Source organism: Leifsonia sp. fls2-241-R2A-40a, from assembly GCF_030209575.1.
Lineage (GTDB): Bacteria > Actinomycetota > Actinomycetes > Actinomycetales > Microbacteriaceae > Leifsonia.
In genome coordinates this window covers 1540995-1567993 of sequence record NZ_JARVRS010000001.1, presented here as the reverse complement: position 1 = coordinate 1567993, position 26999 = coordinate 1540995, and the positions used below count along the sequence as shown (strand labels likewise).

Here is a 26999-nt window from a genome sequence, read left to right as displayed (position 1 = left end):
ATGTCCAGTCAGACCAGCGCGGCGAACGCCGCACCCGCACCGATCATGTCGCATCGACAGATCCTGTTCGTCATCTTCGGCCTCATGGCCGGCATGTTCCTCTCCGCCCTCGACCAGACTGTCGTCGGTACCGCCATCCGCACGATCGGCGACGATCTGCACGGGCTGAGCGAGCAGGCGTGGGTGACGACCGGATACCTGATCGTCTCCACCATCTCGACTCCGATCTACGGCAAGCTCTCCGACATCTTCGGCCGGCGGCCCCTCTTCGTCATCGCGATCCTCATCTTCATCCTCGGATCGATCCTCGCGTCGTTCTCGACGTCGATGATCGAGCTCGCCGCCTTCCGCGCCATCCAGGGCCTCGGTGCGGGCGGACTGATGTCGATGCCGCTGGCGATCATGGGAGACATGCTCGCGCCACGTGAGCGAGCGAAATACCAGGGGTACTTCCTCGCGGTGTTCGGCATCTCGAGCCTCATCGGCCCGCTGATCGGCGGGCTCTTCGCCGGTGCCGACCAGATCCTCTGGATCGCCGGCTGGCGCTGGGTGTTCCTCATCAACGTCCCGATCGGCATCCTCGCCCTCGGGATGGTGCTGCGGTTCCTGCACCTGCCGAAGCGGGAGCGCGGGTCCGCGCGCATCGACTGGTGGGGCGCCGCAGGCGTCATCGTCGCGCTCGTGCCGCTCCTCCTCGTTGCCGAGCAGGGCCGCGACTGGGGCTGGGGAAGCCCGGCCGCGATCGCCTGCTACGTGATCGGCGTCGTCGGCGTCATCGCGTTCATCCTCATCGAGATCGCGATGAAGGACGACGCGCTCATCCCGATCAAGCTGTTCCGCTCCAGCACGTTCTCGATGGCCACCGTGATCGGCGTCTTCGTCGGCTTCGGGATGTTCGGCGCCATGCTGACCCTGCCGCTGTACCTCCAGCTCGTCCTCGGCTCCTCGCCGACCGTGTCGGGCTTGCAGCTGCTCCCGATGATCCTCGGTCTGATGATCTCGTCGATCGCCTCGGGCCAGATCATCGCGCGCACCGGCCGTTACCGGCAGTTCCCGATCATCGGAACCGCGATGCTCGCCGGCGGGTTCTTCTACCTGACGTTCATCAAGGTGGGCGACTCGTACTGGTTCATCGCGGGCGCCATGCTGCTGATCGGTCTCGGCCTCGGCCAGCTGATGCAGACGCTGACGATCGCCAGCCAGAACTCGGTGGGCCTGCGCGATATGGGTGTCGCGACGAGCGCATCCACGTTCTTCCGCCAGATCGGTGGAACGCTCGGCACCGCCGTCCTGCTCTCGCTGCTGTTCACGGTGTTCCCCACGAACATCCAGAGCGCGCTGACCGACAAGGCCACGCTCACGAGCGCGCTGGATGCTGCGCTGACCCCGTCGGTGGCCAGCGCTCCCGAGAACAAGCAGATCATGGAGAAGATCTACACCCCGATCGTCACCCCGCTGGAGAAGCAGGCGCAGGCGGGTGCCCACGAGCAGGGCGTGCAGGCGCTGGTCGCCCAGGGCGTCCCGCAGGATGTCGCCGAGCAGCAGGTCCCGGCCGCACCGATCGACTTCTCCAACGCCGATCAGCGACAGCAGGTGGTGGACCAGGCCGTGCCGGCCATCCAGGACAAGCTGAAGACGACGGAGGGCGGAACGGATTCGTCCGCGACGAACGACACGTCGTTCCTGAACAACGCCGACCCGCGCCTCTCCCAGCCGTTCCTCGTGGCGTTCAACGCGTCGGCGGTCACGGTCTACTGGGTCGCGATGATCGTCGTGCTGATCGCCTTCGTGCTGTCGCTGTTCTTCAAGACCCCGCCGCTGCGCGCCAAGTCGGCGCTGCAGGAGGCCGCGGACGACGCGGCGGACGCACAGGCCGAGAAGGACCGCCAGCTCACGCCCGCGGGCGTGCTGGCCTCGGCGTCCGAGGAGGACGACGAGGAGTACGACGTCGGCGTGCTGGCGAACCGTGCAGCGACGGAGTTCGGTGCGCTCGTCGAGCCGGGCGCGGACACCGCCTCCACGCGGGCCCAGCGCCCGCGGCCGGTCGTCGACTGACCGATCACGCTGCGAACGGCCGTCACCTCGTCTGAGGTGGCGGCCGTTTTCGCATTCCCCGGAAAGACGCCAGTGAGAGCGCGATCATAAAAGACTTGACAGACCCGGCGGGGGCGATCTAGATTCTCTTCAAACGTGTGAGAGCGCTCTCACGTCGTCTGAATGAGAGCGCTCTCACCGCAGCAGGCGCACACCAGACACACACGCACAAAGGAGTGAACCCGTGAAGCTTTCACGACGCACCAGGATCGCCGCGGCCGTCGCCGGCGCGGCGTCCTTCGCCCTCATCGCAGCCGGATGCTCATCGAGCGGCGGCGGCGGATCGAGCTCGGACCCTGTCACGCTGACCGTCACTACGTTCGGCACGATGGGCTTCGACAAGCTCTACTCGCAGTACGAGAAGGAGCACCCGAACGTCAAGATCAAGGCCACCAACATCGACACCGGTGACAACGCGCTCACCGACTGGCAGACGAAGCAGGCGGCCGGCAGCGGCCTCCCCGACGTCCAGGCCGTCGAAGAGGGCTGGCTGAGCAAGGTCATGCAGGTCTCGGACCAGTTCAACGACCTCAAGGACTACGGCGCGAACGACATCAAGGACCGCTGGGTCGACTGGAAGCTGAAGCAGGCCACCGACAAGAGCGGCCGCATCATCGGCTACGGCACCGACATCGGCCCGGAGGGCCTCTGCTACAACGGCAAGCTGTTCGCCGCGGCGGGGCTGCCCAGCGACCGTGAGTCCGTCGCGAAGCTGTTCGGCGGCGACAACGCCACCTGGGACGACTTCTTCAAGGTCGGCGAGCAGTACCACGCCGCCACCGGCAAGGCCTGGTACGACCAGTCGGGCTTCATCTGGAACGCCATGGTGAACCAGCAGCCGGAGGGCTACTACACCAAGGACGGCAAGCTGAACATCGAGGACAACAGCGACCTCAAGGCGCTGTGGTCGAAGCTCGCCTCGGGCGCTGCGGCCGGCCTCTCCTCCAACCAGACCCAGTGGGACTGGGGCAAGGGCAAGGCGTTCACCGACGGCTCCTTCGCCACGTTCGTCTGCCCGGGCTGGATGCTCGGCGTCGTGCAGGGCCAGGTCAAGGCGGGCGGCGGCGACGCCACCACCGGCTGGGACTTCGCCAACGTGTTCCCGGGCGGCGCAGCCAACTGGGGCGGCTCGTTCCTGACGGTCCCGAAGCAGTCGAAGCACCCGAAGGAGGCCGCGGCCCTCGCCGCCTGGCTGACCACCGCGAAGTCGCAGGTCCAGACCTTCCAGGCCGCCGGCACCTTCCCGTCGGTGACGGAAGCACAGACGGACTCCGGCGTCACCGGTGCCAGCGACCTCACGAAGTTCTTCAACAACGCTCCCGTCGGGCAGATCCTCGGTGAGCGCGCGAAGGGTGTCGTCGCCCAGTACAAGGGGCCGGACGACTCGGTGATCCAGTCGCAGGTGTTCGGGCCGTCCGTCCAGGAGCTCGACTCCAAGAAGGCGAACGGCGACCAGGCGTGGAGCAACGCCATGAAGCTGCTCAACCAGCTGGTCGTCAACAAGTAACCCGAATCCGCACGCCGCCGAGCACAGGGAAAAGGTCGCGATATTCCTCGCGAACCCGACCGAAACCCTGTGCTCGGCGGCACGTCACTGGAGACACCCATGACCACCGTCACCCGCCCGGAGACCGCTACGGCGGCCCGCGGCGTCCGGGATGCGCGCGCAGACCTGACCTTCAAGCAGCGGCTGAGCCGCTTCGACGTGAAGGCGTCGCCCTACTTCTACGTGGCGCCCTTCTTCGTGCTCTTCGGCCTCGTCGGCCTGTTCCCCCTCGTCTACACGTTCGTCGTCTCGCTCAACAACTGGAACCTGCTGACCGGTCCCGGCGAGTGGGTCGGCTTCAAGAACTACGCGGCCGAGCTCAGCGATCCGTTCTTCTGGAACTCGCTGTTCAACACGATCAGCATCTTCCTGCTGTCGGCCATCCCGCAGCTGATCGCCGCCGTCTTCATCGCGGCGATCCTCGACCAGAACCTGCGCGCCAAGACCTTCTGGCGCATGAGCGTCCTGCTCCCTTACGTCGTCACCCCGGTCGCGGTGACCCTGATCTTCTCGAGCGCGTTCGACGAGAAGTACGGACTGATCAACAACGCCCTCCAGGCGATCGGGCTCGACCCGGTCATGTGGAAGACCGAGACCTTCCCCTCGCACGTCGCCATCGCGACGATGGTGAACTGGCGCTGGACGGGCTACAACGCTCTCATCCTGCTGGCCGCCATGCAGGCGGTCCCGCGCGACATCCACGAGTCGGCCGCCCTCGACGGCGCCGGATCGTTCCGCCGCTTCTTCTCGATCACCCTTCCGAGCATCCGCCCGACCATGATCTTCGTCATCATCACGGCGACCATCGGCGGCCTGCAGATCTTCACAGAGCCGAAGCTGTTCAACCCGTCGAGCGCGGTCCCCGGCGGCCCGCAGCGGCAGTACCAGACGACCGTGCTCTACCTGTGGGACATGGCGTTCAACCGCCAGAACTTCGGAAAGGCGTCGGCCATCGCGTGGCTGCTGTTCCTGCTCATCGTGATCTTCGGCGTCCTCAACTTCCTGATCTCCCGGCGGATCGCCTCCACCGAATCCCGGGTGCACCGCCGACGGACCGCCAGACGACTGCAGGCCTCGCGCATCCTGGCCGCAGCGAGCGAGGAGAAGAACCTGTGACCGCCACCGCGCGCACCGCATCCACCGCGTCCGCCCGTCCCGCCGAGACACGCGCTCCGAAGCGCAAGGCGCTGGGCATCGACCGCCGGCCCGGGTTCCTGACCTACGGCATCCTGCTCGCCCTGTTCGTGGGTGGCGCCTACCCGCTGTGGTGGTCGTTCGTCGCGGGCTCGAGCAACAGCACCGTGCTCACGTCGACCTGGCCGCCGCTGCTTCCGGGCGGGCAGTTCTGGACGAACGTCGGCGAGGTGCTCGACACCGTCCCGTTCTGGCTCGCGCTCGGAAACTCGATCATCGTCGCCAGCCTGATCACGCTCTCGGTCGTCACCTTCTCGACGCTCGCGGGGTACGCGTTCGCGAAGCTGCGGTTCCGCGGCCGCGAAGGCCTGATGGTCTTCGTCGTGGCCACGCTGGCGGTGCCGACGCAGCTCGGCATCATCCCGCTGTTCATGGTCATGAAGCAGTTCGGCTGGACCGGGACGCTCGGCGCGATCATCGTGCCGACCCTGGTCACGGCGTTCGGCGTGTTCTTCATGCGGCAGTACCTCGTGGACGTCATCCCGGACGAGCTGATCGAGGCCGCCCGCGTGGACGGCGCGAGCATGATCCGCACGTTCTGGCACGTCGGCGTCCCTGCCGCGCGTCCCGCCATGGCGATCCTCGGGCTCTTCACCTTCATGACCGCCTGGACGGACTACCTCTGGCCGCTGCTCGTCGCGCCGCAGAACCCGACCCTGCAGGTGGCGCTCAGCCAGCTGCAGTCCGCGAAGTACGTCGACTACTCGATCGTGCTCGCCGGAGCGGTGCTCGCCACCATCCCCCTGCTGATCCTCTTCGTGCTCGCCGGCCGGCAGCTGGTCTCCGGCATCATGGCAGGCGCGGTGAAAGGTTGAGAATGAATCGCACCTGGCCCGACGGCTTCCTCTGGGGGTCGGCCACCGCGGCCGCGCAGATCGAGGGCGCCGCCGACGAGGACGGCAAAGAGGATTCCATCTGGGATGCGTTCGCGCGTGTCCCGGGGGCGATCGCCGGAGGCGACACCCCCGAGGTCGCGGTGGACCACTACCACCGGATGCCCGCCGACGTCGCGCTGATGGCGTCGCTCGGGCTGCAGTCGTACCGCTTCTCGACGTCGTGGGCACGGGTCAAGCCCGGCGACCGCGCGGTCAACCCGGCCGGGCTGGCGTTCTACGACCGGCTCGTGGACGAGCTGCTCGGCGCGGGCATCCTGCCCTGGCTGACGCTGTACCACTGGGACCTGCCGCAGGCGCTCGAGGAGCAGGGTGGATGGGCCTCCCGCGACACGGCGTACCGGTTCCGCGACTACGCGGTCGCCGTGTACGACGCGCTCGGAGACCGCGTCGACCACTGGACGACGTTCAACGAGCCGCTGTGCTCCTCCCTCATCGGATATGCGGGCGGCGAGCACGCGCCGGGCCGGCAGGAGCCGCGCGCCGGGCTCGCCGCGCTCCACCACCAGCACCTGGCGCACGGTCTGGCGGCGGCGGAACTGCGCTCGCTCGCCGGCGCCCGCGGGCGGGCCGACGCCCTCCGGCTGGGTATCACGCTGAACCTGACCACCGCGGTTCCGAACGACCCGTCCGACCCGGTCGACCTCGAAGCGGCCCGGCGGATCGACGGCCTGTGGAACCGCATGTACCTGGAGCCGCTGCTGCTCGGCGCCTACCCGGCCGACGTGCTGGAGGATGTGCGCGAGCACCGGTTCGAGGAGCTCGTGCACGACGGCGACCTCTCGACGATCGCCGCGCCGATCGACTTCCTGGGCGTGAACCACTACCACGACGACAACGTCAGCGGTCATCCGCTCGGCGCCGGTGAGCCGGCGGCCGTCGTACCGACCGCGCGTCCGACCTCCTCGCCGTTCGTCGGCAGCGAGTACGTGACCTTCCCGTCGCGGCGCCTGTCCACGACGGCGATGGGCTGGGAGGTGAACCCGGACGGGCTGCGTCAGCTGCTGGTGCGGCTCACCCGCGAGTACCCGACACTGCCCCCGCTGTACATCACCGAGAACGGCGCCTCCTACGACGACGTCGTGGCGGAGGACGGCGCGGTGCACGACCGCGAGCGCGAGGCGTACATCCTCGCCCACATCGACGCGGTCGGCCGTGCGATCGACGAGGGCGCCGACGTGCGCGGGTACTTCGTCTGGTCGCTGCTCGACAACTTCGAGTGGGCGTGGGGCTACGCGAAGCGGTTCGGGATCGTGCGCGTCGACTACGAGACGCAGGAGCGGACCGTGAAGGACTCCGGCCTCGCGTTCGCTCAGGTGATCGCCGCGGCGCGGGCCGGTGAGGCTGTGGAAGAGGCCGCCGCGTCCCACGTCTAGCATGGGCGTAGGCGACGAGGAGACCTCATGACGACGGAGCAGCTGACGGGCGGAGCGGTGCCCACTCTGGAAGCAGTCGCCGCGCGGGCCGGCGTCTCCCGCGCGACCGTCTCCCGGGTGGTCAACGGGTCGCCCAAGGTCACCGCCGAGGTCGTCGCCGTGGTCGAGCGGGCGATCGCGGACCTCAACTACGTTCCCAATCGGGCCGCTCGCTCGCTCGCATCCCGGCGCACGCAGGTGATCGCGCTGGTCGTGCCCGAGTCGACGGCGAAGGTGTTCGCGGACCCGTTCTTCGCATCCATCGTCCAGGGCGTCGCGCTCAGTCTCGCGGACACCGAGTACACGCTGAACATGGTCATCTCGTCGGAGACGAACCCCGACAAGACCCGGCGGTACCTGATGGGAGGCAACGTCGACGGCGCGCTCGTGGTCTCGCACCACTCGGGCGACCACTCGTACGCTCAGCTGGGCACCTCCCTCCCGCTGGTGTTCGGCGGCCGCCCGGTCAGCGAGACCGAGCACCTGTCGTACTACGTGGATGTGGACAACGTCGCCGGCTCCGAGGTCGCGACCCGGCACCTCATCGACCGCGGGCGCCGCGAGATCGCGCTGATCACCGGGCCGCAGGACATGCCAGCGGGCGTCGACCGCTATGCGGGCTGGAAGCGCGCGATGGATGCGGCAGGGCTCGACGCCACCCGGATCGCCTACGGCGACTTCTCGCCCGCGTCCGGCCTCGAGGCGATGCGCCGGCTGCTGGCGGACGGTCGCCCCATCGACGGGCTGTTCGCCGCGAACGACCAGATGGCGGCGGGGGCGTACTCGGCGATCCACGAAGCCGGTCTCAGCATCCCGGGCGACATCGCGGTGGTCGGGTACGACGACGACAGCTTCGGTCTCATGTCCACGCCGCCGCTGACGACGGTGCACCAGCCGTCGATCGGCCTGGGCGAGGCGATGGCCCGGGTGCTCGTGCGCCGCCTCGCCGGGGAGAACGTCGACCGCGTGACGCTGCTGCCGACGGAGCTGGTGGTCCGCCAGAGCAGCTGAGCCCGCCTCCGGCCGCGCCGGGTCAGACGTGCGCGGTGCGCTTCCGGGCGCGGTAGGCGGCGGCCTTGGCGCGGTCGCCGCAGCCGGCCATGCCGCACCAGCGGCGGTTGGATGCGCGGGACGCGTCGAGGAACGGTCGTGTGCAGTCGACGCCCTCGCACCACTTGAGGTGGGCGGCATTCTCCGGGCGGAAGGCGTCCACAGCCGCTCGTGCGACGGACGCGAGGCACGAGTCGAGGTCGCCCGAGGTCGTCACCGACCGGTCGGCCGCGAGTGCGGCGACGGGGACACCGGCCCCTGCGTACCCGTTGACGAGGCTCACCGCTCCGACGTCGAGCGGATGCGCGGGATCGGCGCTCAGCAGCCCCCAGATCGTCTCGCGGAGGGCGAGCGCCTCCCCATGGCCCCGCTCGCTGATGGCAGGTGGGGCATCCACCACACCGGCGTCGACGAACCACTGTGCGAGCGCAGCCGGGGTGGGCACGCGCTCGACCGCCGTCGTGCGCCGCTCGGCGACCGTCGCGACGAAGTCGAGGGCGAGGTTGCCCGCCACGAACGCGAAACTCACGTCACCATCTTGACAGGTGACGCCCCTCGGGGCAACGTGTTGTCGGTGAGCGGACGGAGCGGTGTCATCCTCTACGTGGCCGCGGCCGTTCCGGGCCGGTCGGCCGACGCGGGCGCCGTCGTCGCCGCCGTTCTGGCGGGCACGGCAACCGGTGGCCCCGCGGTCGGTGGTCTGCTCGCCGGTGCGCTGACCATCCCGCACCTCGTCGGTCCGCTCGCCGGGCGGCTGCTGGATGCACGACGCCGACCCGGACCCGTGCTCGCGGGCGCGTTCGCCTGGTACGCGGTGTTCGCCGTGGCGGCGGCCGCCCTGCTCCCGGTCAGCACGATCGCGGCGGCTCTGGCCCTGGCCGCAGCGGGATGCGCGGGGCCACTGGTCACGGGTGGCCTGAGCAGTCGGCTCGCTCCCCTCCTGGACGCGTCCTCGCGCCGCGGAACGAGGGCCGGAGACGGCTCCGCGACCGGCTCGACGGCCGGCTCCGACGCCGCCGGACCCCGCCAGCGCCGCGGCCAGGCCCTCGACGCGCTCACCTACGGCGTCGCCGGCACCGTCGGACCGGCGGCGATCGCCGTTGCGGCGTCCGTCCTCACTCCCCGAGGCGCGCTGGCGGCGACCGCGGGTCTGCTCCTGCTGGCCGCCATCCCGGTGCTCTGGCTTCCCGGCACCTCACCGGTGCGCACACGGGCGGCGAAGGCGAGCGTGCTCCGCCTGCTGGTCGTCTCCCCTCCGCTCCGGCGCACCACGGTAGCGACGATCGGCTCGGCCACCGCCCTCGCGGCGGCTCCCGTGATCGCGGCGTCCCTGGCGGCACAGCGCGGCGCCTCGCCGTCGACGGCGGCCGTCCTCATGTCGCTGTACGGCGCGGGCGGCCTCGTCGCATCCCTCGTCCTGCTCGCCCGGCCGCTGACCGGCCGGCCGGAACGGCTGGTCGCGCGTGGCGTGGCAGCTGCCGCGCTCGCGCTGCTGCTGCCGCTGCTGGCGCTCCCCTTCCCCGCCGCGGGCGCGGCGGTGGGAGGCATCGCGTTCGCCGCGGTCGGCGCGGTGAGCTCAGTCCTGTTCGCCGCGACACTGGCGGCGCGCACGGAGTACTCGCCGCCCGGCGCCGCCGCCCGCATCTTCGCGACGGTCGCCGGGATCAAGGTGGCCGGCAGCGCGATCGGCGTCGCAGCGGCAGGCCTCATCGCCCCCTTCGGCGCCGCCGCCCTCACGCTGTGCGCGGCCGTCGTCTGCGCGCTCACGCTCGTCGCGGTCCGAATGGATGCGCTGGCTTGCGCTCGGCGCGACCGGGCGTACCGTCGCGGCATGCCTACCTACACTGCGAACCGGCCCCTCGAGGGCGACGCCGACGAGTACTTCGACTACGTCTCCGACCCGGAGAACCTCCCCGCCTACTTCCCGCGCGTTACCGAGGCGCACGAGCTGCCTGACGGCAAGGTGGAGACCACCGCCCACGTCGACGCCGACCAGGACGGCAAGGACGAGACAGTCACCTCCGAGGCGAACTTCGATGTCGACCGCGCCGCCCGCGAGGTTCGCTGGTCCGCTCCCGGACCGCACGACTACCACGGCGCCCTCCGGCTGACCGACGACGGTGTCGAGCTGACCATCCACACGACGCAGGAGTTCGACGGGATGCAGCAGGCGCTCGACGGGTCGCTGGCGAAGATCGCCGAGAACCTCCGCGCGAAGGCGTGACGTCCTCCCGGTAGCCGGGTGTTCGAGGGATTCGCGCACGCCGACGTCGATGTCGGCGAGGCGACCATCCACGTCCGCCACGGCGGCAAAGGTCCACCGCTGGTGCTCCTGCACGGGCATCCCCGTACGGGCGCGACCTGGCATCGTGTCGCGCCCGTGCTCGCCGAGCAGGGGTTCACGGTGGTCGTCCCCGACCTGCGCGGGTACGGGCGTTCGAGCGCGCCGGCGCCCCGGTCGGATCACGCCCAGGCGTCGAAGCGGGCGATGGCCGGGGACATCCTCGAACTCATGCGGCAGCTCGGCCACGACCGATTCGACCTCGTCGGGCACGACCGCGGCAGCTACGTGGCCTTCCGGCTCGCCCTGGACCATCCCGAGGCCGTGCGCCGGGTGGCCCTGCTCGACTGCATCCCGATCGTGGAGCACCTCGACCGGATGACGCCGGAGTTCGCGACCGCGTGGTTCCACTGGTTCTTCTTCGCACAGCCGGAGGTGCCCGAACGGGTGATCGGCGCCGATCCGGACGCCTGGTACCACGGCGATCCCGACGCCATGGGTGCAGAGAACTTCGCGGAGCGGCGGGAGGCCGTCCACCGCCCGGAGGTCGTGCGGGCGATGCTGGAGGACTACCGCGCCGGCCTCACCGTCGACCGCGCCGACGAGGAGTCGGACCGCGCGGCCGGCCGACGGCTCTCGATGCCGCTGCTCGTCCTCTGGTCCCTGCACGACGACCTGGAGCAACTGTTCGGCGACCCGTTGGAGATCTGGCGGGACTGGGCGGTGGATGTGCGCGGGCACGGCATCGCGTCGGGACACCATGTCGCCGAGGAGGCTCCGGACGCACTCGCGCGTGACCTCACGTCGTTCTTCAGCGAGTGAGCGATCCGCTCACGCCAGCCGGCGGTACAGACGGTTGCCCGCTGCGGCGAGCACGAAACCGGTGGCGACGATCGCGGCGACCCCGCCCGCATACGCGATGAAGAGGTGCTCGGTGCCCGACTGCGCCGAGAAGTAGGTCACCAGCAGCGCCACGATGGATCCGACGGCACAGACGACGCCGATCCAGACCAGCGGCCACAGCTTGCTCCGCACCGGAGGCTCGGCGCCGGGCAGGTGCAGCCACGAGAGGACGATCCCGGCCAGGCAGCCCCAGAACGCGACGACGAGCATCCCGGCCACCACGTCGCTCGGGCGGTGCCACTGCTCCACCAGCGTGGATGCGCCCGCCGCGATCGCGAAGATCGAGCCGACGATGGCCGCCAGCGGCCGGTACTTCGGCGCCGCCAGCAGGAAGACCACGAGGGCGGCGGAGGCGGCGACCGCGGTGTGACCGGACGGGAGCGAGTTGGCGAGCCCCACATCCACGCCCTTCTCGGGCCGCGACAGGATGGTGTACTTGAGCAGCTGCGTGCTGACGTTGGCTCCGATCGCCGCTCCGACGGCGACGCCGAACACCAGCCAGTTGCGCCGGACGAGCACGATCACGATCGCCACGACCGCCCCGATCACTACGGAGGCCACCGGCAGCGCGTCGAGGAAACTCTGGGCGAAATCGATGACGTCGCCCTTCCAGGCGTCCGCGCCGGCGAACGCGCGCTCGTCGATCACCTGCCCGATGTAGCTCTGCACGAACACCAGGTAGACGGCCGCGAACAGTACGGCCGAGACCAGGGCACCCCACAGGAAGGGGAGGGCTCGGAGGCGTGTTCGCATAGTGCATCCACCCTTCCACACACCCCTCTGAGAATTCCGGATGAACGCCGAGGTGGGGGAGAACCCCGCTAGCTCGCCCGGGTGTGCACGGGTGTAGACCGAGCACCATGAGACGCATCACGAACACCATCGACATCGACGCCCCGGCGCACGAGGTGTACCTCGCCCTCCGGGCCGTGGACGAGTATCCCGCGTGGCTCCATCACTCGATGGTCTATCGCGGCACCCGCGGCCGGGTGGCCGGCTACGAGGACACGACGATGGTCGGCCGGATGCCGGGCCAGGTCGTCGAAGAGGTCCCCGACCGCGCGCTGCGGTTCCACCAGGCGAAACGGTCCGGGAGCATCGACGCCGACATCCGCTACGACCTCGACGGAACCGGACCCGTCACGCACGTGACCCGGGTCGGCGAGCTCACCACCCATGGCTTCTTCCGGGCGACGCAGCCCATGCTCGTCTGGATGGCCGCCGCCGAGAGCAGACGGACGATGCGGGCGCTGAAGTCGCACGTCGAGCATCCCGCCTGACCGGCGGGGCAGCGCTCGGCCGTCAGGCGTCAGCCGTCAGCCGTCAGCCGACGAACCGGACCGCCGCGTCACCCGCGCCGAGTCGTTCGCGCATGACCTCGATCGCGGCCGGATTGCTGTCGACCAGGAGGAACCGGCGCCCCAGCGCGGAGGCGACCGCGCCCGTGGTGCCGCTGCCGGCGAAGAAGTCGAGCACCCAGTCGCCCTCGCGGCTCGACGCCTGCACGATCCGGCGCAGCACCCCCTCCGGCTTCTGCGTCGGGTACCCCGTCTTCTCCCGGCCGGTCGGCGAGACGATGGTGTGCCACCAGACGTCGGTCGGCAGCTTGCCGAGCTGGGCCTTCTCGGGGGTCACCAGCCCGGGCGCCATGTACGGCTCGCGCTCGACCGCCGCCGAGTCGAAGTGGTAGGCGGACGGATCCTTCACGTAGACGAGGATCGTGTCGTGCTTGGCCGGCCACCGGTTCTTCGGCTTGGCGCCGTAGTCGTATGCCCAGATGAGCTCGTTGAGGAACGACTCCCGGCCGAACAGCGCATCCAGCAGCACCTTGGCGTAGTGCGACTCGCGGTAGTCGAGGTGCAGGTAGAGGGTGCCGTCGGCGGCGAGCACGCGCCAGGCCTCGATCAGCCGCGGTTCGAGGAACCCCCAGTAGTCCTCGAAGCGGTCGTCGTAGCTGAGCAGGTCGCCCTTGATCCGCTCGTAGCTGCGTCCCTTGAAGCCGATGACGCTGCCCGCGCCGCCGTCGGAGGGACGCGAGGTCAGCGTCCGCCGCGCCTGCGACCGGCCGGTGTTGAACGGCGGGTCGAGGTAGATGAGCCGGAACGACGCGTCCGGCAGGGCGGCGAGCACCTCGAGGTTGTCGCCCGCGACGACGGTGCTCGGAGCATCCGGATGCCACAGCGGTGCGGCTGCGGGTTCGGGATGCGACATGCGTCCATTCTCGCAGCGGCGACAATGGACTGTGCACAATCTCGGACTGCTCTTCGACGTGGACGGACCCATCGCGAGTCCCGTCACGCGCACCATCGCCATCCGCAGCATCGTCACCGACCTGGTCGCCATGGCGGCCGCGGGCGTGCCGATCGCGTTCATCACCGGCCGGTCGGGCGACTTCATCCGCAATCAGGTGGTGGATCCGCTCTGCGACGCCGGGCTCGGCGACGCCCTCGACCAGCACGGCGCCCGGATGTTCGGCGTGTTCGAGAAGGGCGGCGCGTGGGCGCCGGTCACGGGCGAGGGGATGGGCGAGGTGACCGTCGACGAGACGGTCGCGTTCTCGCCCGACGCGGTCGACGCCGTCCGCCGGCTCGTGCGCGACCGCTTCGCCGACACGATGTTCTTCGACGAGACGAAGCGCGCGATGATCTCCGTCGAGCAGCGCACCGACGTGGATGCGGAGACCTACGCCGAGGCGCAGAGCCGGTTCCAGGATGCGGCGTTCGACGTGCTCACCGGTCTCGGCGTGGGCCTGCGGTACGGGTCCCGCGTCTCGCCCGACGCGTCCGGGGCGGTGCCGTTCCGCATCGACCCGACGATCATCTCCACCGACATCGAGTCGGTGCTGCTCGACAAGGACCGCGGCGCGCAGCGGGCGTTCGACTACTTCGCGGCGCGCGGACCGCTCCCCCGGCGCTGGCGCTCCGTCGGCGACTCGCGCAGCGACTACAAGATGGCGGACTTCGTGCACGACGCCGGCTACGAGGTGGCCCACGTGGATGTGCGCCCCGCCGACGGCGTGCTCGAGCGGCCCTACGAGGTCATCACCATCGGCGACGCCATCCACGACGACGCAGGTGCGGAGTTCCTGGCCCACTGGCGCCGCGAGCTGGGACTGGACGAGACGCCCTGAGGGTCAGCCCTCGCGCTTGCCCTGACGTCGGAGATTCGGGTCGCATCGACGGAGATTCGGCACTGGGACGCCCGAATCTCCTACCCGACCGCGGTACGTCGGAGACGGGAGCGGTTGCATCCTTCACCAGCCCGACGCCAGGCGGGGACGGGAGCCGTCAGCCGAGCTCGCGTCCGCGGTTCCGGCGACGGATCTCCCGCGGGGCGCGGCCGCCGAGGAACGACCGCGCCGGGTACCACGAAGCCCTGGCGGAGCGCCTCGGGGCCCACGAGCATCCGGAACCCCATCTGGTCGCGGTTCGTGAGCGTCGTCTCGGCATTCACTCTCACCTTGATTCACGGCACGAGGGCGCCGGGAAGGCTCGCCCACGAGCGTCAGCCGGCCGTATCGGTGGCGGCACTCGGCCGCGCTTTCAGGGCCAGGCCATCGCCGACACCCCCACCGATGACGCCGGCGCCAGGTTCGTTGCGGACCGGCGGCGCGACTCGGGCCGGAGCGGGCCCGCCGCCGGTCAGCTCCTGGATTTGAAGTATGAGTACAGCCGACTTTCGCGAATGAACCCCAGAGCCAGGAGACTTCCGGCGAAGCTACCGAAGGTGCTGACGATGACGGTCCTCACGGCACCTTGAATGACGAGATCGCGCCCTTCGGCGAGTGTCGAACTCGCGATGACCCCCGCTGCAAGCGCGGCCGCCGCCGCTAGGCCAACCCACGCGCTCGTCTCGAGGAGCGAAATCCCGAGAAGGCCTCTTCGTGAAATTCCTGCGTGGAGGGCAGAAGCGAACTCGAGACGTCTCAAGAAAACCACAACAATGCCCAGGGCAAACCCAATGGCCCCGCAGCCCGACGGGAATACGGCGGTCGAGCGGCTTCGGATGGCTTTGTCAGCATCGAAGACGACGCCGAGCCGCGAGTTGATCTGGGTGACTTCCGGTGCCGAAGCGTGAGAGTCACCGGGCACGAGTGTGGCGTAGAGGACACGCTTCAGCGACGTGTCGGCTGGCCAGATATCGATCCAACACTCATCGAAGGCACCCCGGGCAGGTGAGGGGGAGAGGAGCGCCCATCTGAGGTCGCCTGATCGGCCATCGGACGGGAACTCGAACGAGCCCGCCAGGTGAACCTCGCCGCGGCCGGTTGTCTCTAGGTCGAACCGCGCGCCTACGGCCTCCAACACTTCCGGCCCAGCAAGAAGGCCGCTCGACCCAAGGTGAGCACCCAGAAGTCGCACGAAGCCAGGCGTGATCGCCGATACGGGGATGGGCGAATCAGAGAGGAGGACGGGCGTCACCCGTTCGATCGACCGCTTTATGGCTCCAGCTGATTTGACGCCTGGCACGGATGCCAACCTCTCGCAGAGCGCGGCATCGACTCGATCGGATGAGGAAATAACCCAAATAGAACCACCAGACTGATGAAAGGAATCTGCTCGCACAAGGATGTCCTGGATGGCAACTCCGTCCGCCGCGATGGAGCAGATGCACGCGAGCGCCAAAGCAGCACTAAACATCGCAGTGCGAGACGTACCGGAGACAAGATTGCGCCATGCCTCGCGACAGATGGCACGCCATTTCAAGCGAATACCCCGCTCACGCCGAGGTCGATTGAGCGCCTGCATCGCGCCCGCGTCTCTTCGTCATGGGTCGCGATCACCACGATCTTGTCGCGACGCGCAAGCTGACCAATGGTTTCATTTACGATCCTCGCGCTGCTTCGATCCAGCTGCGCCGTCGGCTCATCCACTAGCAAGACGTCCGCGTCCGAAGCGACAGCCCGCGCAAGCATCAATCGCTGTGCTTCCCCGCCCGATAGCGCAGAGAAAGCACGATTACGTACTTGACGCAGCCCAAAGCGGTCGAGCAGGACCGCTGCCTGCGCGTCCGCTCGAGCAGGCGAGAGTCCCTGGGCCAGTAGCGCCAACGCAACGTGGTCCTGGGCCGTACGACGAGCGACGCCGAACGGATTCTGAAAGACCCACGCGACGGAGCGACATTCGTCGCGCGTGATGTTGCCCTCCACTGGCTGATGCCACCCGGCGAGCAGTGAGAGAAGCGTGCTCTTCCCTGACCCGGACGGTCCGGTGACCGCGTAGGTGCTGCCGCTCACGATCTCGCCCGTCAACCCTCGAAATAGCCACCTGCCCTCAGAGAACGCATGACCCAGATTTTCCAGTTTCAGGCGCATCTTCGATGGGAATCCGGGTCGAGATTGATGACATCCGGAACCTTAGCCACTTTGAAGCGAACGAAAGTCTGACCAAGAGCCGACCCCACCACGGTCACAGGCACGATGCGGTTGCCGCTCAGAAGGCAGCCCTCCTGTCCGTCCAGACCGAAAACGGCCGAGGGTGTGACGCTGGCAACCTGAATTGGAGCTGCAAGCGCCGCCGTTCCCGATTGTTCTTCCGGAGACTCCTCATTTCCTTCCGCAGCCTTCGCACTGCGTGGTGGGAGGAGCTCGGCGGCAATGGGTGACGCAATTCCCGATTCAGTAATGGGTATCGATCGCCCTTTGTAACGCAGTACCCTCGGGCCCAGAACGGCGCCGTCCGGAAGCTGCGCGACCTTCGCCGACAGGACAGCATCGCTGACAGAAGCGAGACGCTCATCGTCGCGTAGTCTTTGCCCGATCTGGGCTTCGCACGTTGTCGCTCGTGATACCGGCGCGGGCAACCAGACCACTGAAGCTCTGACCTTGGCCGGGTCCGGGTTCACGATTCCCGCAGACTTCATGAACTTCGCCAGTGCCGCCGCGGTAGCGGCACCGTAACGACCGTCGGCGTGGAGCGCGTAACCCAACCTCTCGAGCTCCCGTTGTGCCGCCAGAACGTCGGCACCCGTGTCGCCAGCAACGAAGTCCCGCCACAGCGGCTCGCTCGTAGAAAATGCGACGAGAGGGGAACCTTCGACATGGATGATTGCCTCCCCGGAGCGAAGCATCGCACCCGGCACGCACTCGAAGGATGAAACGAGACCTGCTGCGGGTGAGAACAGTGACGCCTCCGCGCCCGGTTGGACGCTGAAGCTCACCGTTCTCGGGTCGTCGTAGGGTTGAAGAACAATGGGCAGCGTCTTCGGGCGAGCCGGTGGCTCGACGCTCGCGGGCAGACGTTCCGGAATTAGCGCAACGACGGCTCCGCCGACCAGCGCAGCGGTCGCTAGCGCAACGCTCAGAAGTCCGATCGACTTGGCGCGCCCAATTCTCGACTTTCTCACTTGACTCCGTAGCCGAGCGGGTCTTCATTGCACTTTGCGAACTTGTCAGTGTTGATGAATCGATCAAGGTCGGTGCCCGAGTCCAGCATGTCAGCCGTATAGCTCGGCGCGACCGCGTGGACCCTTTTCAGGCAAGCGACAAGGATTTCGCTCTCGTCCTTATTGTCCGGGTTGCGAAGGATGGCATCTCGAAGCGCGATGACGTCCAGCCCACCGCTCTTGTTACAGCGACCGATGTCGTCGTTGCTCACAGATGGCGGCTGGCTGTAGTCGAGAACGCTCCCGTCCTTCCAGGACGCTTCTACTCCGATACCGGCCAAGCAGGAGACGATCTGCTGGCGGAAGTAGGCATACTCCTGGTCTGAGATTTTTCCGTCTGTTAGCGCCGCTCGTTGCGCAGGGCTGGTGACCTCGTCGTAGGTAGTGGAAAACATCTCCGCCCACGGACCAGTAAAGTGCGGTCGAGAATCTGTTGACCTACCTGTGGATGTGACGTCATGTGGCGTCACGCTCTCGTTGCATCCAGAGAGAAGAGCACCGGCCAACAAGCCCACCAGCCCTGCGCGAGCAAACCGCATCGCTTAGAGCGTGTTCCAGTAAGCGGTGTTCCCCCGCAGCGATCTAACCTGTGTGGCCCTCGCCCACTGGTTCTTCACGGCAGCTACTTGCCTGCACCGGTCGACGATGCCACCGTTGCATGCTGTCGCCGTGTGATTCTTGGTGGCGTGGTGATAGTACGAGTAAACGTTGGAGTCGCTCCCGTACTGCCATAAGCCACCGCCCGCATTCACTGTCGTCGCAGAGGCCGAGCTCACCGGTACGGCAACCAGGGCCGCGGCCAGAAGAGCCGCAAACCCGGCATTTCTTAGTTTCATGATTCTCCTTTTTGCACGGGCACCAATGCCCGCATGCGGAGAAGTTACGCGAATCAGATCGCGTTCGTTTTCTATTGCTTTTATTTCCGCCTGCGCAGTGCCGTTCTCACCAGCTGCCACGCGACCAGCACGCCGGCGATGAGAAGACCGAGGACACCGGCCGAAATGACCGTGAATACGAGCGAAGAAGAATCCATCCGTTCGTTCTATCAATTGGCGGAGACGCGATCCGTCGCCAGACACATTGCGGCCAAGTTCTGGTCAGCCGAGCTCGCGTCCGCGGTTGCGGCGCCGGATCTCCCGCGGCGCGCGACCGCCGAGGAACGACCGCGCCGGGTCGACCACGAAGCCCTGGCGGAGCGCCTCGCGGCCGACGAGCATCCGGAACCCCATCTGGTCGCGGTTCGTGAGGGTCGTCTCGGCGCGCACCGTCCGGCCGCCGAGCACCAGGTCGAGGAGGACGACGACGCGCTCCTCCGTGTGACCGGACGAGCTCCGCACCACGCGGCGGTCGTGCACGGCGCACTCCGCGGCCACCGCATCCCGGTCCGAGTCCTGCCACGGGTGCACCTGGAACCGCACCCGATCGCCGGGGAGCTCCTCGATCTCGAAGGCGTGGAGGGAGGAGCTGCGGGCTCCGGTATCCACTTTCACCTTGATCCACGGCACCGGGATGCCGGGTAGGCTCACCCACTCGCGCCAGCCGACCGTGTCGGTGGTTGGATAGGTCTCGGCCATTCCCCCATCTTCGCAGGAGCACCACCGTGAAACTCGCCATCCTCTCGCGCGCCCCGCACGCGTACTCGACGCAGCGCCTGCGCTCGGCGGCCGAGAACCGTGGCCACACGGTGAAGGTGCTCAACACGCTCCGGTTCGCGATCGACCTCTCCGGCGAGGAGCCGGACCTGCAGTACCGCGGCCGGCTGCTGTCGGATTACGACGCCATCCTGCCGCGCATCGGCAACTCGATCACCTACTACGGCACGGCCGTCGTGCGGCAGTTCGAGCAGATGGATGTGTACACACCGAACACGGCGAACGGCATCACCAACTCGCGCGACAAGCTGCGAGCCACGCAGATCCTCTCGCGCCACAACATCGGGATGCCGCGCACCGCGTTCGTGAACAGCCGGGCGGATGTGCGCATGGCCATCGAGCGCGTCGGCGGCGCGCCCGTCGTCATCAAGCTGCTGGAGGGGACGCAGGGCATCGGCGTGATCCTCGCGCCGGAGGCGAAGATCGCGGAGTCGATCATCGAGACGCTGCACTCGACGAAGCAGAACGTCCTCATCCAGAGCTTCATCTCCGAGAGCCGTGGACGCGACATCCGCGCGCTCGTCGTGGGCGACCGGGTCGTCGCCGCGATGCGGCGGGTGGCGAGCGGCGACGAGTTCCGTTCCAATGTGCACCGCGGCGGCACCGTCGAGAAGGTCGAGCTGACGCCCGAGTTCGAGGAGGCCGCCGTGCGGTCGGCCCAGATCATGGGCCTGCGCGTCGCCGGGGTCGACATGCTCGAGGGCAAGGACGGCCCGCTCGTCATGGAGGTCAACTCCTCCCCGGGCCTCGAGGGCATCGAGCGCGCGACCGGGCTGGATGTGGCGGGCGCGATCATCGACTTCATCGACAACCAGGTCGGCTTCCCCGAGATCGACGTCCGCCAGCGCCTCAGCGTCTCCACCGGCTACGGCGTGGCCGAGCTCCTGGTCCACACCAACGCGGACATCATCGGCAAGTCGCTGCGCGACTCCGGGCTGTGGGAGCGCGACATCACGGTGCTGACGCTGCACCGCGGCGCAGCCGTCGTCCCCAACCCGCGCAGCGGCGTCGTGCTGGAGTCCGGCGACCGCCTGCTCTGCTTCGGCCGGCTCGAGGAGATGCGGTCCATGATCCCGGACCGTCGCAAGCGCCGCTCGAAGGTGCGTAAGCTGCCCAAGGAGGCGCAGGAGGCCCTCATCGAGGGGTGAGCGGCGCCGCCTCGCCTCACACGATCGGCAGCTCGGCCATCCGTCGCTGCTCGGCGCGGCGGTAGTGCCGCAGGATCAGCCACAGGGTCAGGATGCCGCCCGCAGCGACCACGATCAGCACCACGATGTAGAGGATGCCGGCCAGGGCGGTCACGGCGGACGCGGTCTGCATGGACAGGCCTCCCGAGGTGGTGAGCTCCTGCACGGCGCGGCCGTTCAACAGCAGAGCCAGCACCGCTGCGACGTCGCTCGCCGAATCCCAGAATCCGTGCAGGATCGCCACGCCGACGTACGTGACGACGATCCAGATCGAGAAGCGGAAACGGTCCCGGCCGCGAGCCGCGCCGAACAGCACCGCGCCGAGCACGGCCGTCCACAGCACGTGGCCGACGGGCGCGAGGATGGCGCGCAGCACCTCCGTCTGCAGGAGCGAGGCGAGGTCGATCCCACGGGCGGTGATCGCCGCGTTGAAGGCGTACCCCGCCGACTCGAAGGCGGCGAAGCCCGCGCCGACGGTCGCGCCGAGCAGCGCACCCTGCCTCGCTGTCTTGGGGACCACCCGCCAGCCGATGACGACCAGCAGGATGCCCTTGACGAACTCCTCGATCAGGCCGACCAGCAGGTACAGCCAGTAGCTCTGGTGCAGGTTCACCTCGAGCAGCGAAGCGCCGAGCACGCCGAAGATGCCGCCGACGAAGAACGCGAGGACCAGCTGCAGGGAACTGATGCTGCCGGTCACCCGCTCGATCGCGAACAGGACGACGCAGAACGGCACCAGGAAGCTGCCCAGCAGGATCAGCGTCGGCACCAGATTGGTGTTGCCGGTCGTCACGGTGACCACGATCGTGAGGATCCAGAGGGCGAGCCCGGTGAGCAGTGTCTTCCACCACCAGCCGTGGTGGTGGTGGGGATGCGGTTCCACCGCGGGACGATTCATCCAGGGCTCGGCGGACATCGGTCACTCCCTCGCTCGGACGGCTCTGCGAGACCGTCGCCCTCAGGCACATGATCCCACGGGCGGAGACGGAGGACGATGCCGCCGGAGCGTGCGGAGAGGATCAGGCGGAGAGTCTCGCGCGGAGCATCAGGACAGCGCCCGGAACCGCGCGATGCCGTCGGCGAGCAGCTCGCGGAGGTCGCGTGGATCCGGCGTCGTCGTCCACCGCTCGAAGGCCACGTGGAAGGCGGCCATGGCGGCGTTGGCGGCCACGGCCGCATCCACCGGGTCGACGCCTCGCTCGGCGAGGGCCCGCGCCATGGCGGACGTCACGTTCGAGAGCTTCAGCAGCTCGCGTTCGGTCAGACTCGGGTTCACCGCGATGACGGCGGCGCGACGTCGAGGGAAGTCGCGGTCCGGGCGCGACTGCACGAGCGCGGCGGCGGCCGCCATGCCGGCGGCGGCCGCCTCGAGGGGGCTCGCCTCCACCGGGACGGTCGAGATCTGCGCGAGCACCGCATCCTGGAACTGGTCCGAGCCGTCGAAGAGCACCTCGCGCTTGTCGGCGAAATGGCGGAAGAACGTCCGCTCCGTGACGCCGGCGCGAGCCGCGATGTCGGCGACCGTCGTCTGCTCGTAGCCGGGGTCGAGGTACAGCTCGAGGGCAGCACGGGTGAGGCGCCCGCGCGCATCCGGCTCCCAACGTCCCATAGGACGATCATAGTGATGACAGCGGCTGACATGAGTGCTACGCTGACGACAGTTCCTGACATCACCGCGAACCGCGATGAGGGGACGCTCGAAAGGAGCAGGACATGCGCGTATTCGTCACAGGGGCATCGGGCTGGATCGGGTCGGGCGTCGTCCCCCTCCTCCTGGCCGCCGGTCACGACGTCCAGGGGCTGGCGCGGTCGGAGCAGTCGGCCGCTCGCCTGCGGGCGGCCGGGGCCGAAGCGGTCGACGGCCAGCTCGACGACCTCGCCGGCCTCCGCGCCGCCGCCGACGGAGCCGACGCGGTCATCCACCTCGCGTTCAAGCACGACTTCAGCGACTACGCCGCCTCCGGGCGGTCCGAGCGTGCGGCGATGGAGACGTTCGGCGAGGTCCTGGAGGGCACGGGCAAGCCGCTGCTCTTCGCCTCGGGCGTCGCGCTCCTCGGCCCCGGCCGAGTGGTCACCGAGGAGGACGCCAGCCCGTTCATCGGCCGGGACGCGCCCCGTGGAGGCGTCGAGGAGCTCGCCATGGGATTCGCGGATCGCGGCATCCGCCCGGTCGCCCTGCGGTTCGCGCCGACAGTCCACGGCGCCGGCGACCACGGGTTCATGGCTCAACTCGTCGCGGTCGCGCGCGAAAAGGGCGTGGCGGGATACGTCGGCGACGGCTCGAACCGCTGGCCGGCCGTCCACCGCGACGACACCGCACGCCTGATCGTCCGCGCGCTGGAGAACCCCGACGCGGCACGCGTGGTCCATGCGGTCGCCGAAGAGGGCGTGGCAGCGCGCGACATCGCCGAGGCGATCGGGCGCGGAGCCGGCCTGCCGGCCGCCTCCATCGATCCGGACCACGCGGAGGCGCACTTCGGATGGATCGGGGCGTTCTTCCGCCTCGACATCCCGGCGTCAAGCGCTCTGACGCGCGAGCGATTCGGCTGGGAGCCGGCGGGTCCGACCCTCCTCGAAGACCTGGACGCCGGGCACTACTTCACCCGCGCCGCCGCCTGAGCGCGACCGGCGCAGCGCGACCGGCGCCGGCCGAGGGGAGGTGGCCGGCGCCGGCCGGGTCGGGATCTGGCCGCGGACCGGTGTCAGTGGGTGAACGAGGGAGCCAGGCCCTCGACCGGCATCGGGCTCTCGAGTCGGTCGAGGTAGGCGACCGACTCCTCGATGTCGACCACGAGGGACTCGGCCAGGCTGCGGCTCAGCCCGTTGCGGACGACGATCCGCTGCACGGTCAGGTCGCTGAGGTCGTCGGGCATCGGGTAGGCGGGGATCAGCCATCCCTTCAGTCGCAGCCGCTCCGACAGGTGGTAGAGGTTCCAGCGGTCGGTGTGTCCCTTCTTCAGCTGCCAGGCGAAGACGGGGATGTCGGAACCGTCGTTCCACAGCTCGAACGCGGGCATTTTGGCGATCTCCCCCGAGAGGTAGAGCGCGATGTCCTGCGATGCCTTCTGCACGCGGTAGTAGCCGTCGAACCCGAGCCGGAGGAACAGGTAGTACTGCAGCAGCACCTGCGCGCCGGGGCGCGAGAAGTTGAGGGCGAAGGTGGGCATGTGACCGCCCAGGTAGGTGACATCGAACACCAGATCGGCCGGGAGGTCCTCCACCGTGCGCCAGACCACCCAGCCGAGCCCCGGGTAGACCAGGCCGTACTTGTGGGCCGACGTGCTGATCGAGACGACGCGCGGGACGCGGAAGTCCCACACCAGGTTCGGCTGCAGGAAGGGCGCGATCATGCCGCCGGAAGCACCGTCGACGTGGATCTTGATGTCGAGCCCTGTGCTCTCCTGGATGCGGTCGAGCGCTTCCGAAATCTGCGCGACGGGTTCGTACATCCCGGTATACGTGACGCCCATGATGGCGACCACGCCGATCGTGTTCTCGTCGACGTACTTCTCCAGCTCGTAGCCGTCGAGCACCTTGTGGTCGTCGGAGATCGGCACGTAGCGGGCCTCCACATCCCAGTAGTTGCAGAACTTCTCCCAGCAGACCTGGACCGCGCTCGAGAGCACGAGGTTCGGCTTGTCGGTCGGCTTGCCCTCCGCCTGGCGCGCGTGCTGCCAGCGGCGCTTGAGGGCGAGGCCGCCGAGCATGCACGCCTCGGAGGAGCCGATGGTGGACGTGCCGATCGCTTTCTCCGGGTCCGGCGCGTTCCAGAGGCCGGCGACGATCTTCCAGCAGCGCGTCTCGATGGCGGCGGTCTGCGGGTACTCGTCCTTGTCGATCATGTTCTTGTCGGCGGACTCGGCGTACAGCTTCGCGGCGTGGTCGTCCATCCAGGTGCCCACGAACGTGGCCAGGTTGAGGCGTGCGTTCCCGTCCAGCATCGACTCGTCGTGCACGATCTGGTACGCGGTCTCGGGCAGCGACTCGTTGTCCGGGATGCGGTCGAGGGGTAGGTCGGTGCTCTCGCCCGGCCGGGCGAAGATCGGGTTGAGCTGGGTCCGGTCGCTGGTCCCTGTGTAGGCGGTGGCGGGCTGCTGCGACGCGGCGCCCTGTCCCTTCCGCGACTCTGCAATGGTCATTCGCTTCGCTCCTCGGAGGCGCGGGCGGGCCCGCGCGGTGGACTTCCCTGAACCTCGTCGCCCCGGCTGAGGCGCGGTCGGGCGTGGCACGGTCAAAGTAACCAGCGGGTCACCGGCTGCGATAGACAGTGCCGGAGAGTTCGAGGCTCTCAGGAGCCCGAGCGAGCCAGGGTGCCGATGGTGGAGCCGCCGTCGTCGAGGACGGTCATCGTGCTGCCCTTCACGTTGCCGGTCGCCGCCTTGCTCAGCCAGGTGTCGACGTTGTCGCAGGCCATGAGGCTGGACGCGATCGGCCCGAAGGTGATCTGGTCGCCGTCGATCAGGCCCTTGCCGTTGAGGGTGTTGCAGCCGTCGGAGCCGGAGAAGGTGCCGTCGCTCTCGATGTTCAGGTTCGGCTTCCCGGAGGCGGTCGAACCCCAGCGCCCGACGACGGCGTTTCCGCTCGGCGTCCCGGCGCAGCCTGCCAGCATCAGGACGACGGCCGCGACAGCAGCCATCCCGCGCATTCGTCGGTGCAGCAGCATGGTCCCCTCCCCTGCGTTCTCGGAGGAAGGGTAACGCGGGTGCGGGTGCGAGCGACAGACGTTGCCGTGCGCGGGCGTCGGAGAAGGCGGTCGGAATGTCCTGCGGGCCGCGGTGGGGAAGGAGAACCGCGCGCATACTGCCCGGATCTCCGACGATGGGGGGTGGATCTCCGACGGTGCGCCGAGGCGCGGGCGCCGGACGTCAGTCCGCGGCGGCGAGCACCTCGTCCACGATCGCCAGCAGTTCGGGCCGCGCGAGGATGCGGAAGTGGCCGCCGACGTCGAGCTCGATGTTGCGGGCGCCCTCGAGCCGGCTTCCGCCGGGGACGTGCGGGTCGAACCATCCCCACACCGATACGATCTGCGCGTTGACCGCACGGCTGAGGGCGAGACGCAGGAGCCCGGGCGCCGTCGGAAGCAGCGACCTCATGCTCGGGATGGGGATGAAGCGGGCCAGGGGCGAACCGGCGAACGGCGTGGCGACGGTCACGGCGGTGCGGATGCGCGGCCCGGAGTCGGGCATCCCCATCAGGTACTTGGCGATGAGGCCGCCTTTGCTGTGGGCGACGATGACGACGTCGTGCAGGTCGTGCTCCGCGAGGTGCCGGGCGACCAGCGCGGCCGCCTCCGGCACCTCCATGCGGTTGTCCTCGAGCGCCGTGACCACATGCACGGGGTGGCCGGAGCCGTGGATGTGCTGGGCGAGCGGACGGAGGAAGCGCCAGGTCTCGAAGATGCCCGGCAGCAGGACGACGGGAGCGCGGTGCCCGGCACCGGCGACGAGGGCATCCGGAGCACTGCGGTCGAACACGGCGCGGAGCTGGTAGCGCCCCGCGTACAGGTAGTCGAGCGCCAGCACCCCCGCCCGGCGGAGCAGAGTGCGTCTCATCGCGGCACCGTGACGAGCTGCCGGATCAGGGCGGCAGTGCGCCACGGCGCCCCGTGCATGACGAGGTGGGCGACGGAGGGGACGACCTCGGCGGAGCCGCCGGCCCGACGTCCGAGCTCGGCGACCCAGCCGTCGCGGGCGATCGGGTCGCGTGCTCCACGGATGACAACGGTCGGTACCACGACCTGCTCGAGCTCGCGCTCGGTCTCGAAGGCGAGCATCGTCGGCAGCGTCGCCAGGTACCAGGCCAGGCCGGCGTGGAGGTAGTCGCCGATCACCAGGCGGTTGCCTCGCGGATCCTCGCGCAGGATGTCGAGGCCGAGCAGGATCGCCGCCTTGAGGGCGTTGCGGGCCTGCGGCGCCATCACCGGACCGAGCAGTGCCAGCCCGGCGACGAGGTCGGGGCGACGCCCCGCGAGCGCCACCGCGACCTGGGTGCCCATGGAGTGGCCGACGACGATCGCGCCGGAGACGCCGAGCCCATCCATCGCCGCAGCGACCGTGTCGGCGAAGTCGTCGATGGACAGGGGCCGGCCCGGTCTACGGGGCTTCGCCTTCCCGAACCCGGGAAGATCGACGGCGATGACGCGGCCCTCCTCGGCGAGCGCCGGAACCAGTCGCTCGAAGTACCGCGAGCTCACGCCGATGCCGTGGACGAGCACGAACACGGGGCGACCCTCCTCCGTCGCTGCGACCGGGCCGGTGTCGACGGTGACGAGGGCGCGGGGCGGCTGAGGCAGGGGGTCGGCAGTCACCGCTCCACGCTACTCGTGCGGCACCACTCGGAGGATGCCGCTTGAAAACGGTGGTGAACGAAGGTAGCTGTGGAGAAGCACTAGACCCGGTCG

General features: G+C 68.8%; 27 protein-coding genes. 12 read left to right on the top strand and 15 right to left on the bottom strand.

Annotation, left to right across the window (positions count from 1 at the left end; all coding sequences use genetic code 11):
• The 6 genes from QRN40_RS07930 (at position 1) to QRN40_RS07905 (ending at position 8153) form a co-directional block, all read left to right on the top strand.
• Positions 1-2055 carry an MDR family MFS transporter gene (locus QRN40_RS07930; protein WP_285115027.1) on the top strand — a complete coding sequence of 685 codons (2055 nt, stop codon included), beginning with the start codon at positions 1-3 and terminating at the stop codon, positions 2053-2055.
• A 223-nt stretch (positions 2056-2278) separates the two neighbouring features.
• On the top strand, positions 2279-3601 hold the full coding sequence (locus QRN40_RS07925; protein ID WP_285115026.1) for an ABC transporter substrate-binding protein: 1323 nt from the start codon (positions 2279-2281) through the stop codon (positions 3599-3601).
• A gap of 99 nt (positions 3602-3700) precedes the next feature.
• Positions 3701-4756: a carbohydrate ABC transporter permease gene (locus tag QRN40_RS07920; protein WP_285115025.1), complete on the top strand. Its 1056-nt coding sequence runs from the start codon at positions 3701-3703 to the stop codon at positions 4754-4756.
• Positions 4753-5649 carry a carbohydrate ABC transporter permease gene (locus QRN40_RS07915; RefSeq protein ID WP_502878902.1) on the top strand — a complete coding sequence of 299 codons (897 nt, stop codon included), beginning with the start codon at positions 4753-4755 and terminating at the stop codon, positions 5647-5649. Before QRN40_RS07920 ends, QRN40_RS07915 begins: the two co-directional genes overlap by 4 nt.
• Positions 5650-5651: 2 nt before the next feature.
• The gene (locus QRN40_RS07910) at positions 5652-7103 is read left to right on the top strand and encodes a GH1 family beta-glucosidase (RefSeq protein ID WP_285115024.1); all 1452 of its coding nucleotides are present in this window, start codon (positions 5652-5654) and stop codon (positions 7101-7103) included.
• Between the two features lie 27 nt (positions 7104-7130).
• Positions 7131-8153: a LacI family DNA-binding transcriptional regulator gene (locus QRN40_RS07905; protein WP_285115023.1), complete on the top strand. Its 1023-nt coding sequence runs from the start codon at positions 7131-7133 to the stop codon at positions 8151-8153.
• Between the two features lie 22 nt (positions 8154-8175).
• Here QRN40_RS07905 and QRN40_RS07900 read toward each other — a convergent pair whose 3' ends face one another.
• The gene (locus tag QRN40_RS07900) at positions 8176-8721 is read right to left on the bottom strand and encodes a CGNR zinc finger domain-containing protein (protein WP_285115022.1); all 546 of its coding nucleotides are present in this window, start codon (positions 8719-8721) and stop codon (positions 8176-8178) included.
• 45 nt (positions 8722-8766) lie between these two features.
• Between QRN40_RS07900 and QRN40_RS07895 the strand changes: the two genes are divergently transcribed.
• Both QRN40_RS07895 and QRN40_RS07890 read left to right on the top strand, forming a co-directional pair.
• Positions 8767-10416, top strand: coding sequence for a hypothetical protein (locus QRN40_RS07895; RefSeq protein ID WP_285115021.1), 1650 nt, complete (start codon positions 8767-8769; stop codon positions 10414-10416).
• A gap of 18 nt (positions 10417-10434) precedes the next feature.
• Positions 10435-11295, top strand: a complete 861-nt coding sequence (locus QRN40_RS07890) for an alpha/beta fold hydrolase (protein ID WP_285115020.1) — start codon at positions 10435-10437, stop codon at positions 11293-11295.
• 9 nt (positions 11296-11304) lie between these two features.
• On the opposite strand, the gene QRN40_RS07885 is transcribed toward QRN40_RS07890, so the two are convergent.
• Positions 11305-12129, bottom strand: a complete 825-nt coding sequence (locus QRN40_RS07885; protein WP_285115019.1) for a phosphatase PAP2 family protein — start codon at positions 12127-12129, stop codon at positions 11305-11307.
• A 107-nt stretch (positions 12130-12236) separates the two neighbouring features.
• On the opposite strand from QRN40_RS07885, the gene QRN40_RS07880 reads away from it, so the two are divergent.
• On the top strand, positions 12237-12656 hold the full coding sequence (locus tag QRN40_RS07880; protein ID WP_285115018.1) for an SRPBCC family protein: 420 nt from the start codon (positions 12237-12239) through the stop codon (positions 12654-12656).
• A gap of 43 nt (positions 12657-12699) precedes the next feature.
• Here QRN40_RS07880 and QRN40_RS07875 read toward each other — a convergent pair whose 3' ends face one another.
• The gene (locus QRN40_RS07875; protein WP_285115017.1) at positions 12700-13587 is read right to left on the bottom strand and encodes a DNA-methyltransferase; all 888 of its coding nucleotides are present in this window, start codon (positions 13585-13587) and stop codon (positions 12700-12702) included.
• A gap of 31 nt (positions 13588-13618) precedes the next feature.
• Between QRN40_RS07875 and QRN40_RS07870 the strand changes: the two genes are divergently transcribed.
• A complete protein-coding gene (locus QRN40_RS07870) occupies positions 13619-14506 on the top strand; it encodes a hypothetical protein (protein ID WP_285115016.1) in 888 nt (295 codons plus the stop codon).
• Between the two features lie 511 nt (positions 14507-15017).
• Here QRN40_RS07870 and QRN40_RS07865 read toward each other — a convergent pair.
• The 6 genes from QRN40_RS07865 to QRN40_RS07845 all read right to left on the bottom strand — a co-directional run bounded on the left by QRN40_RS07865 (position 15018) and on the right by QRN40_RS07845 (position 19334).
• Positions 15018-15845 (bottom strand): hypothetical protein, encoded by an 828-nt coding sequence (locus QRN40_RS07865; RefSeq protein ID WP_285115015.1) that lies wholly within the window; start codon positions 15843-15845, stop codon positions 15018-15020.
• A 233-nt stretch (positions 15846-16078) separates the two neighbouring features.
• Positions 16079-16690 (bottom strand): ATP-binding cassette domain-containing protein, encoded by a 612-nt coding sequence (locus tag QRN40_RS07860; protein ID WP_285115014.1) that lies wholly within the window; start codon positions 16688-16690, stop codon positions 16079-16081.
• Positions 16681-17721, bottom strand: coding sequence for a peptidoglycan-binding domain-containing protein (locus tag QRN40_RS07855; protein ID WP_285115013.1), 1041 nt, complete (start codon positions 17719-17721; stop codon positions 16681-16683). The genes QRN40_RS07860 and QRN40_RS07855 overlap by 10 nt, the downstream gene beginning before the upstream one ends.
• Entirely contained in the window at positions 17718-18155 is a 438-nt protein-coding gene (locus QRN40_RS07850; protein ID WP_285115012.1) for a hypothetical protein, read from the bottom strand. Before QRN40_RS07850 ends, QRN40_RS07855 begins: the two co-directional genes overlap by 4 nt.
• A gap of 147 nt (positions 18156-18302) precedes the next feature.
• Entirely contained in the window at positions 18303-18596 is a 294-nt protein-coding gene (locus QRN40_RS18550; RefSeq protein WP_350224770.1) for a lactococcin 972 family bacteriocin, read from the bottom strand.
• Between the two features lie 261 nt (positions 18597-18857).
• On the bottom strand, positions 18858-19334 hold the full coding sequence (locus QRN40_RS07845) for an ATP-dependent zinc protease family protein (protein ID WP_285115011.1): 477 nt from the start codon (positions 19332-19334) through the stop codon (positions 18858-18860).
• Between the two features lie 26 nt (positions 19335-19360).
• Here QRN40_RS07845 and rimK point away from each other — a divergent pair, with 26 nt between their 5' ends.
• On the top strand, positions 19361-20560 hold the full coding sequence (gene rimK / locus QRN40_RS07840; RefSeq protein ID WP_285115010.1) for a 30S ribosomal protein S6--L-glutamate ligase: 1200 nt from the start codon (positions 19361-19363) through the stop codon (positions 20558-20560).
• 16 nt (positions 20561-20576) lie between these two features.
• Here rimK and QRN40_RS07835 read toward each other — a convergent pair whose 3' ends face one another.
• Both QRN40_RS07835 and QRN40_RS07830 read right to left on the bottom strand, forming a co-directional pair.
• The gene (locus QRN40_RS07835) at positions 20577-21515 is read right to left on the bottom strand and encodes a PrsW family intramembrane metalloprotease (RefSeq protein ID WP_285115009.1); all 939 of its coding nucleotides are present in this window, start codon (positions 21513-21515) and stop codon (positions 20577-20579) included.
• 129 nt (positions 21516-21644) lie between these two features.
• Complete coding sequence (locus tag QRN40_RS07830; RefSeq protein WP_285115008.1) at positions 21645-22208, bottom strand: TetR/AcrR family transcriptional regulator; 564 nt, start codon at positions 22206-22208, stop codon at positions 21645-21647.
• Positions 22209-22312: 104 nt separating this feature from the next.
• Here QRN40_RS07830 and QRN40_RS07825 point away from each other — a divergent pair, with 104 nt between their 5' ends.
• On the top strand, positions 22313-23218 hold the full coding sequence (locus QRN40_RS07825; protein ID WP_285115007.1) for an SDR family oxidoreductase: 906 nt from the start codon (positions 22313-22315) through the stop codon (positions 23216-23218).
• An 83-nt stretch (positions 23219-23301) separates the two neighbouring features.
• Here the strand turns inward: QRN40_RS07825 and gad are convergent, their stop codons facing one another.
• The 4 genes from gad to QRN40_RS07805 all read right to left on the bottom strand — a co-directional run bounded on the left by gad (position 23302) and on the right by QRN40_RS07805 (position 26906).
• Positions 23302-24738: a glutamate decarboxylase gene (gene gad / locus QRN40_RS07820; protein WP_285115006.1), complete on the bottom strand. Its 1437-nt coding sequence runs from the start codon at positions 24736-24738 to the stop codon at positions 23302-23304.
• A 149-nt stretch (positions 24739-24887) separates the two neighbouring features.
• The gene (locus QRN40_RS07815) at positions 24888-25262 is read right to left on the bottom strand and encodes an META domain-containing protein (protein ID WP_285115004.1); all 375 of its coding nucleotides are present in this window, start codon (positions 25260-25262) and stop codon (positions 24888-24890) included.
• A gap of 202 nt (positions 25263-25464) precedes the next feature.
• Positions 25465-26151: an esterase/lipase family protein gene (locus QRN40_RS07810; RefSeq protein ID WP_285115003.1), complete on the bottom strand. Its 687-nt coding sequence runs from the start codon at positions 26149-26151 to the stop codon at positions 25465-25467.
• A complete protein-coding gene (locus QRN40_RS07805) occupies positions 26148-26906 on the bottom strand; it encodes an alpha/beta fold hydrolase (protein ID WP_285115002.1) in 759 nt (252 codons plus the stop codon). The genes QRN40_RS07810 and QRN40_RS07805 overlap by 4 nt, the downstream gene beginning before the upstream one ends.
• Between the last annotated feature and the right edge of the window lie 93 nt (positions 26907-26999).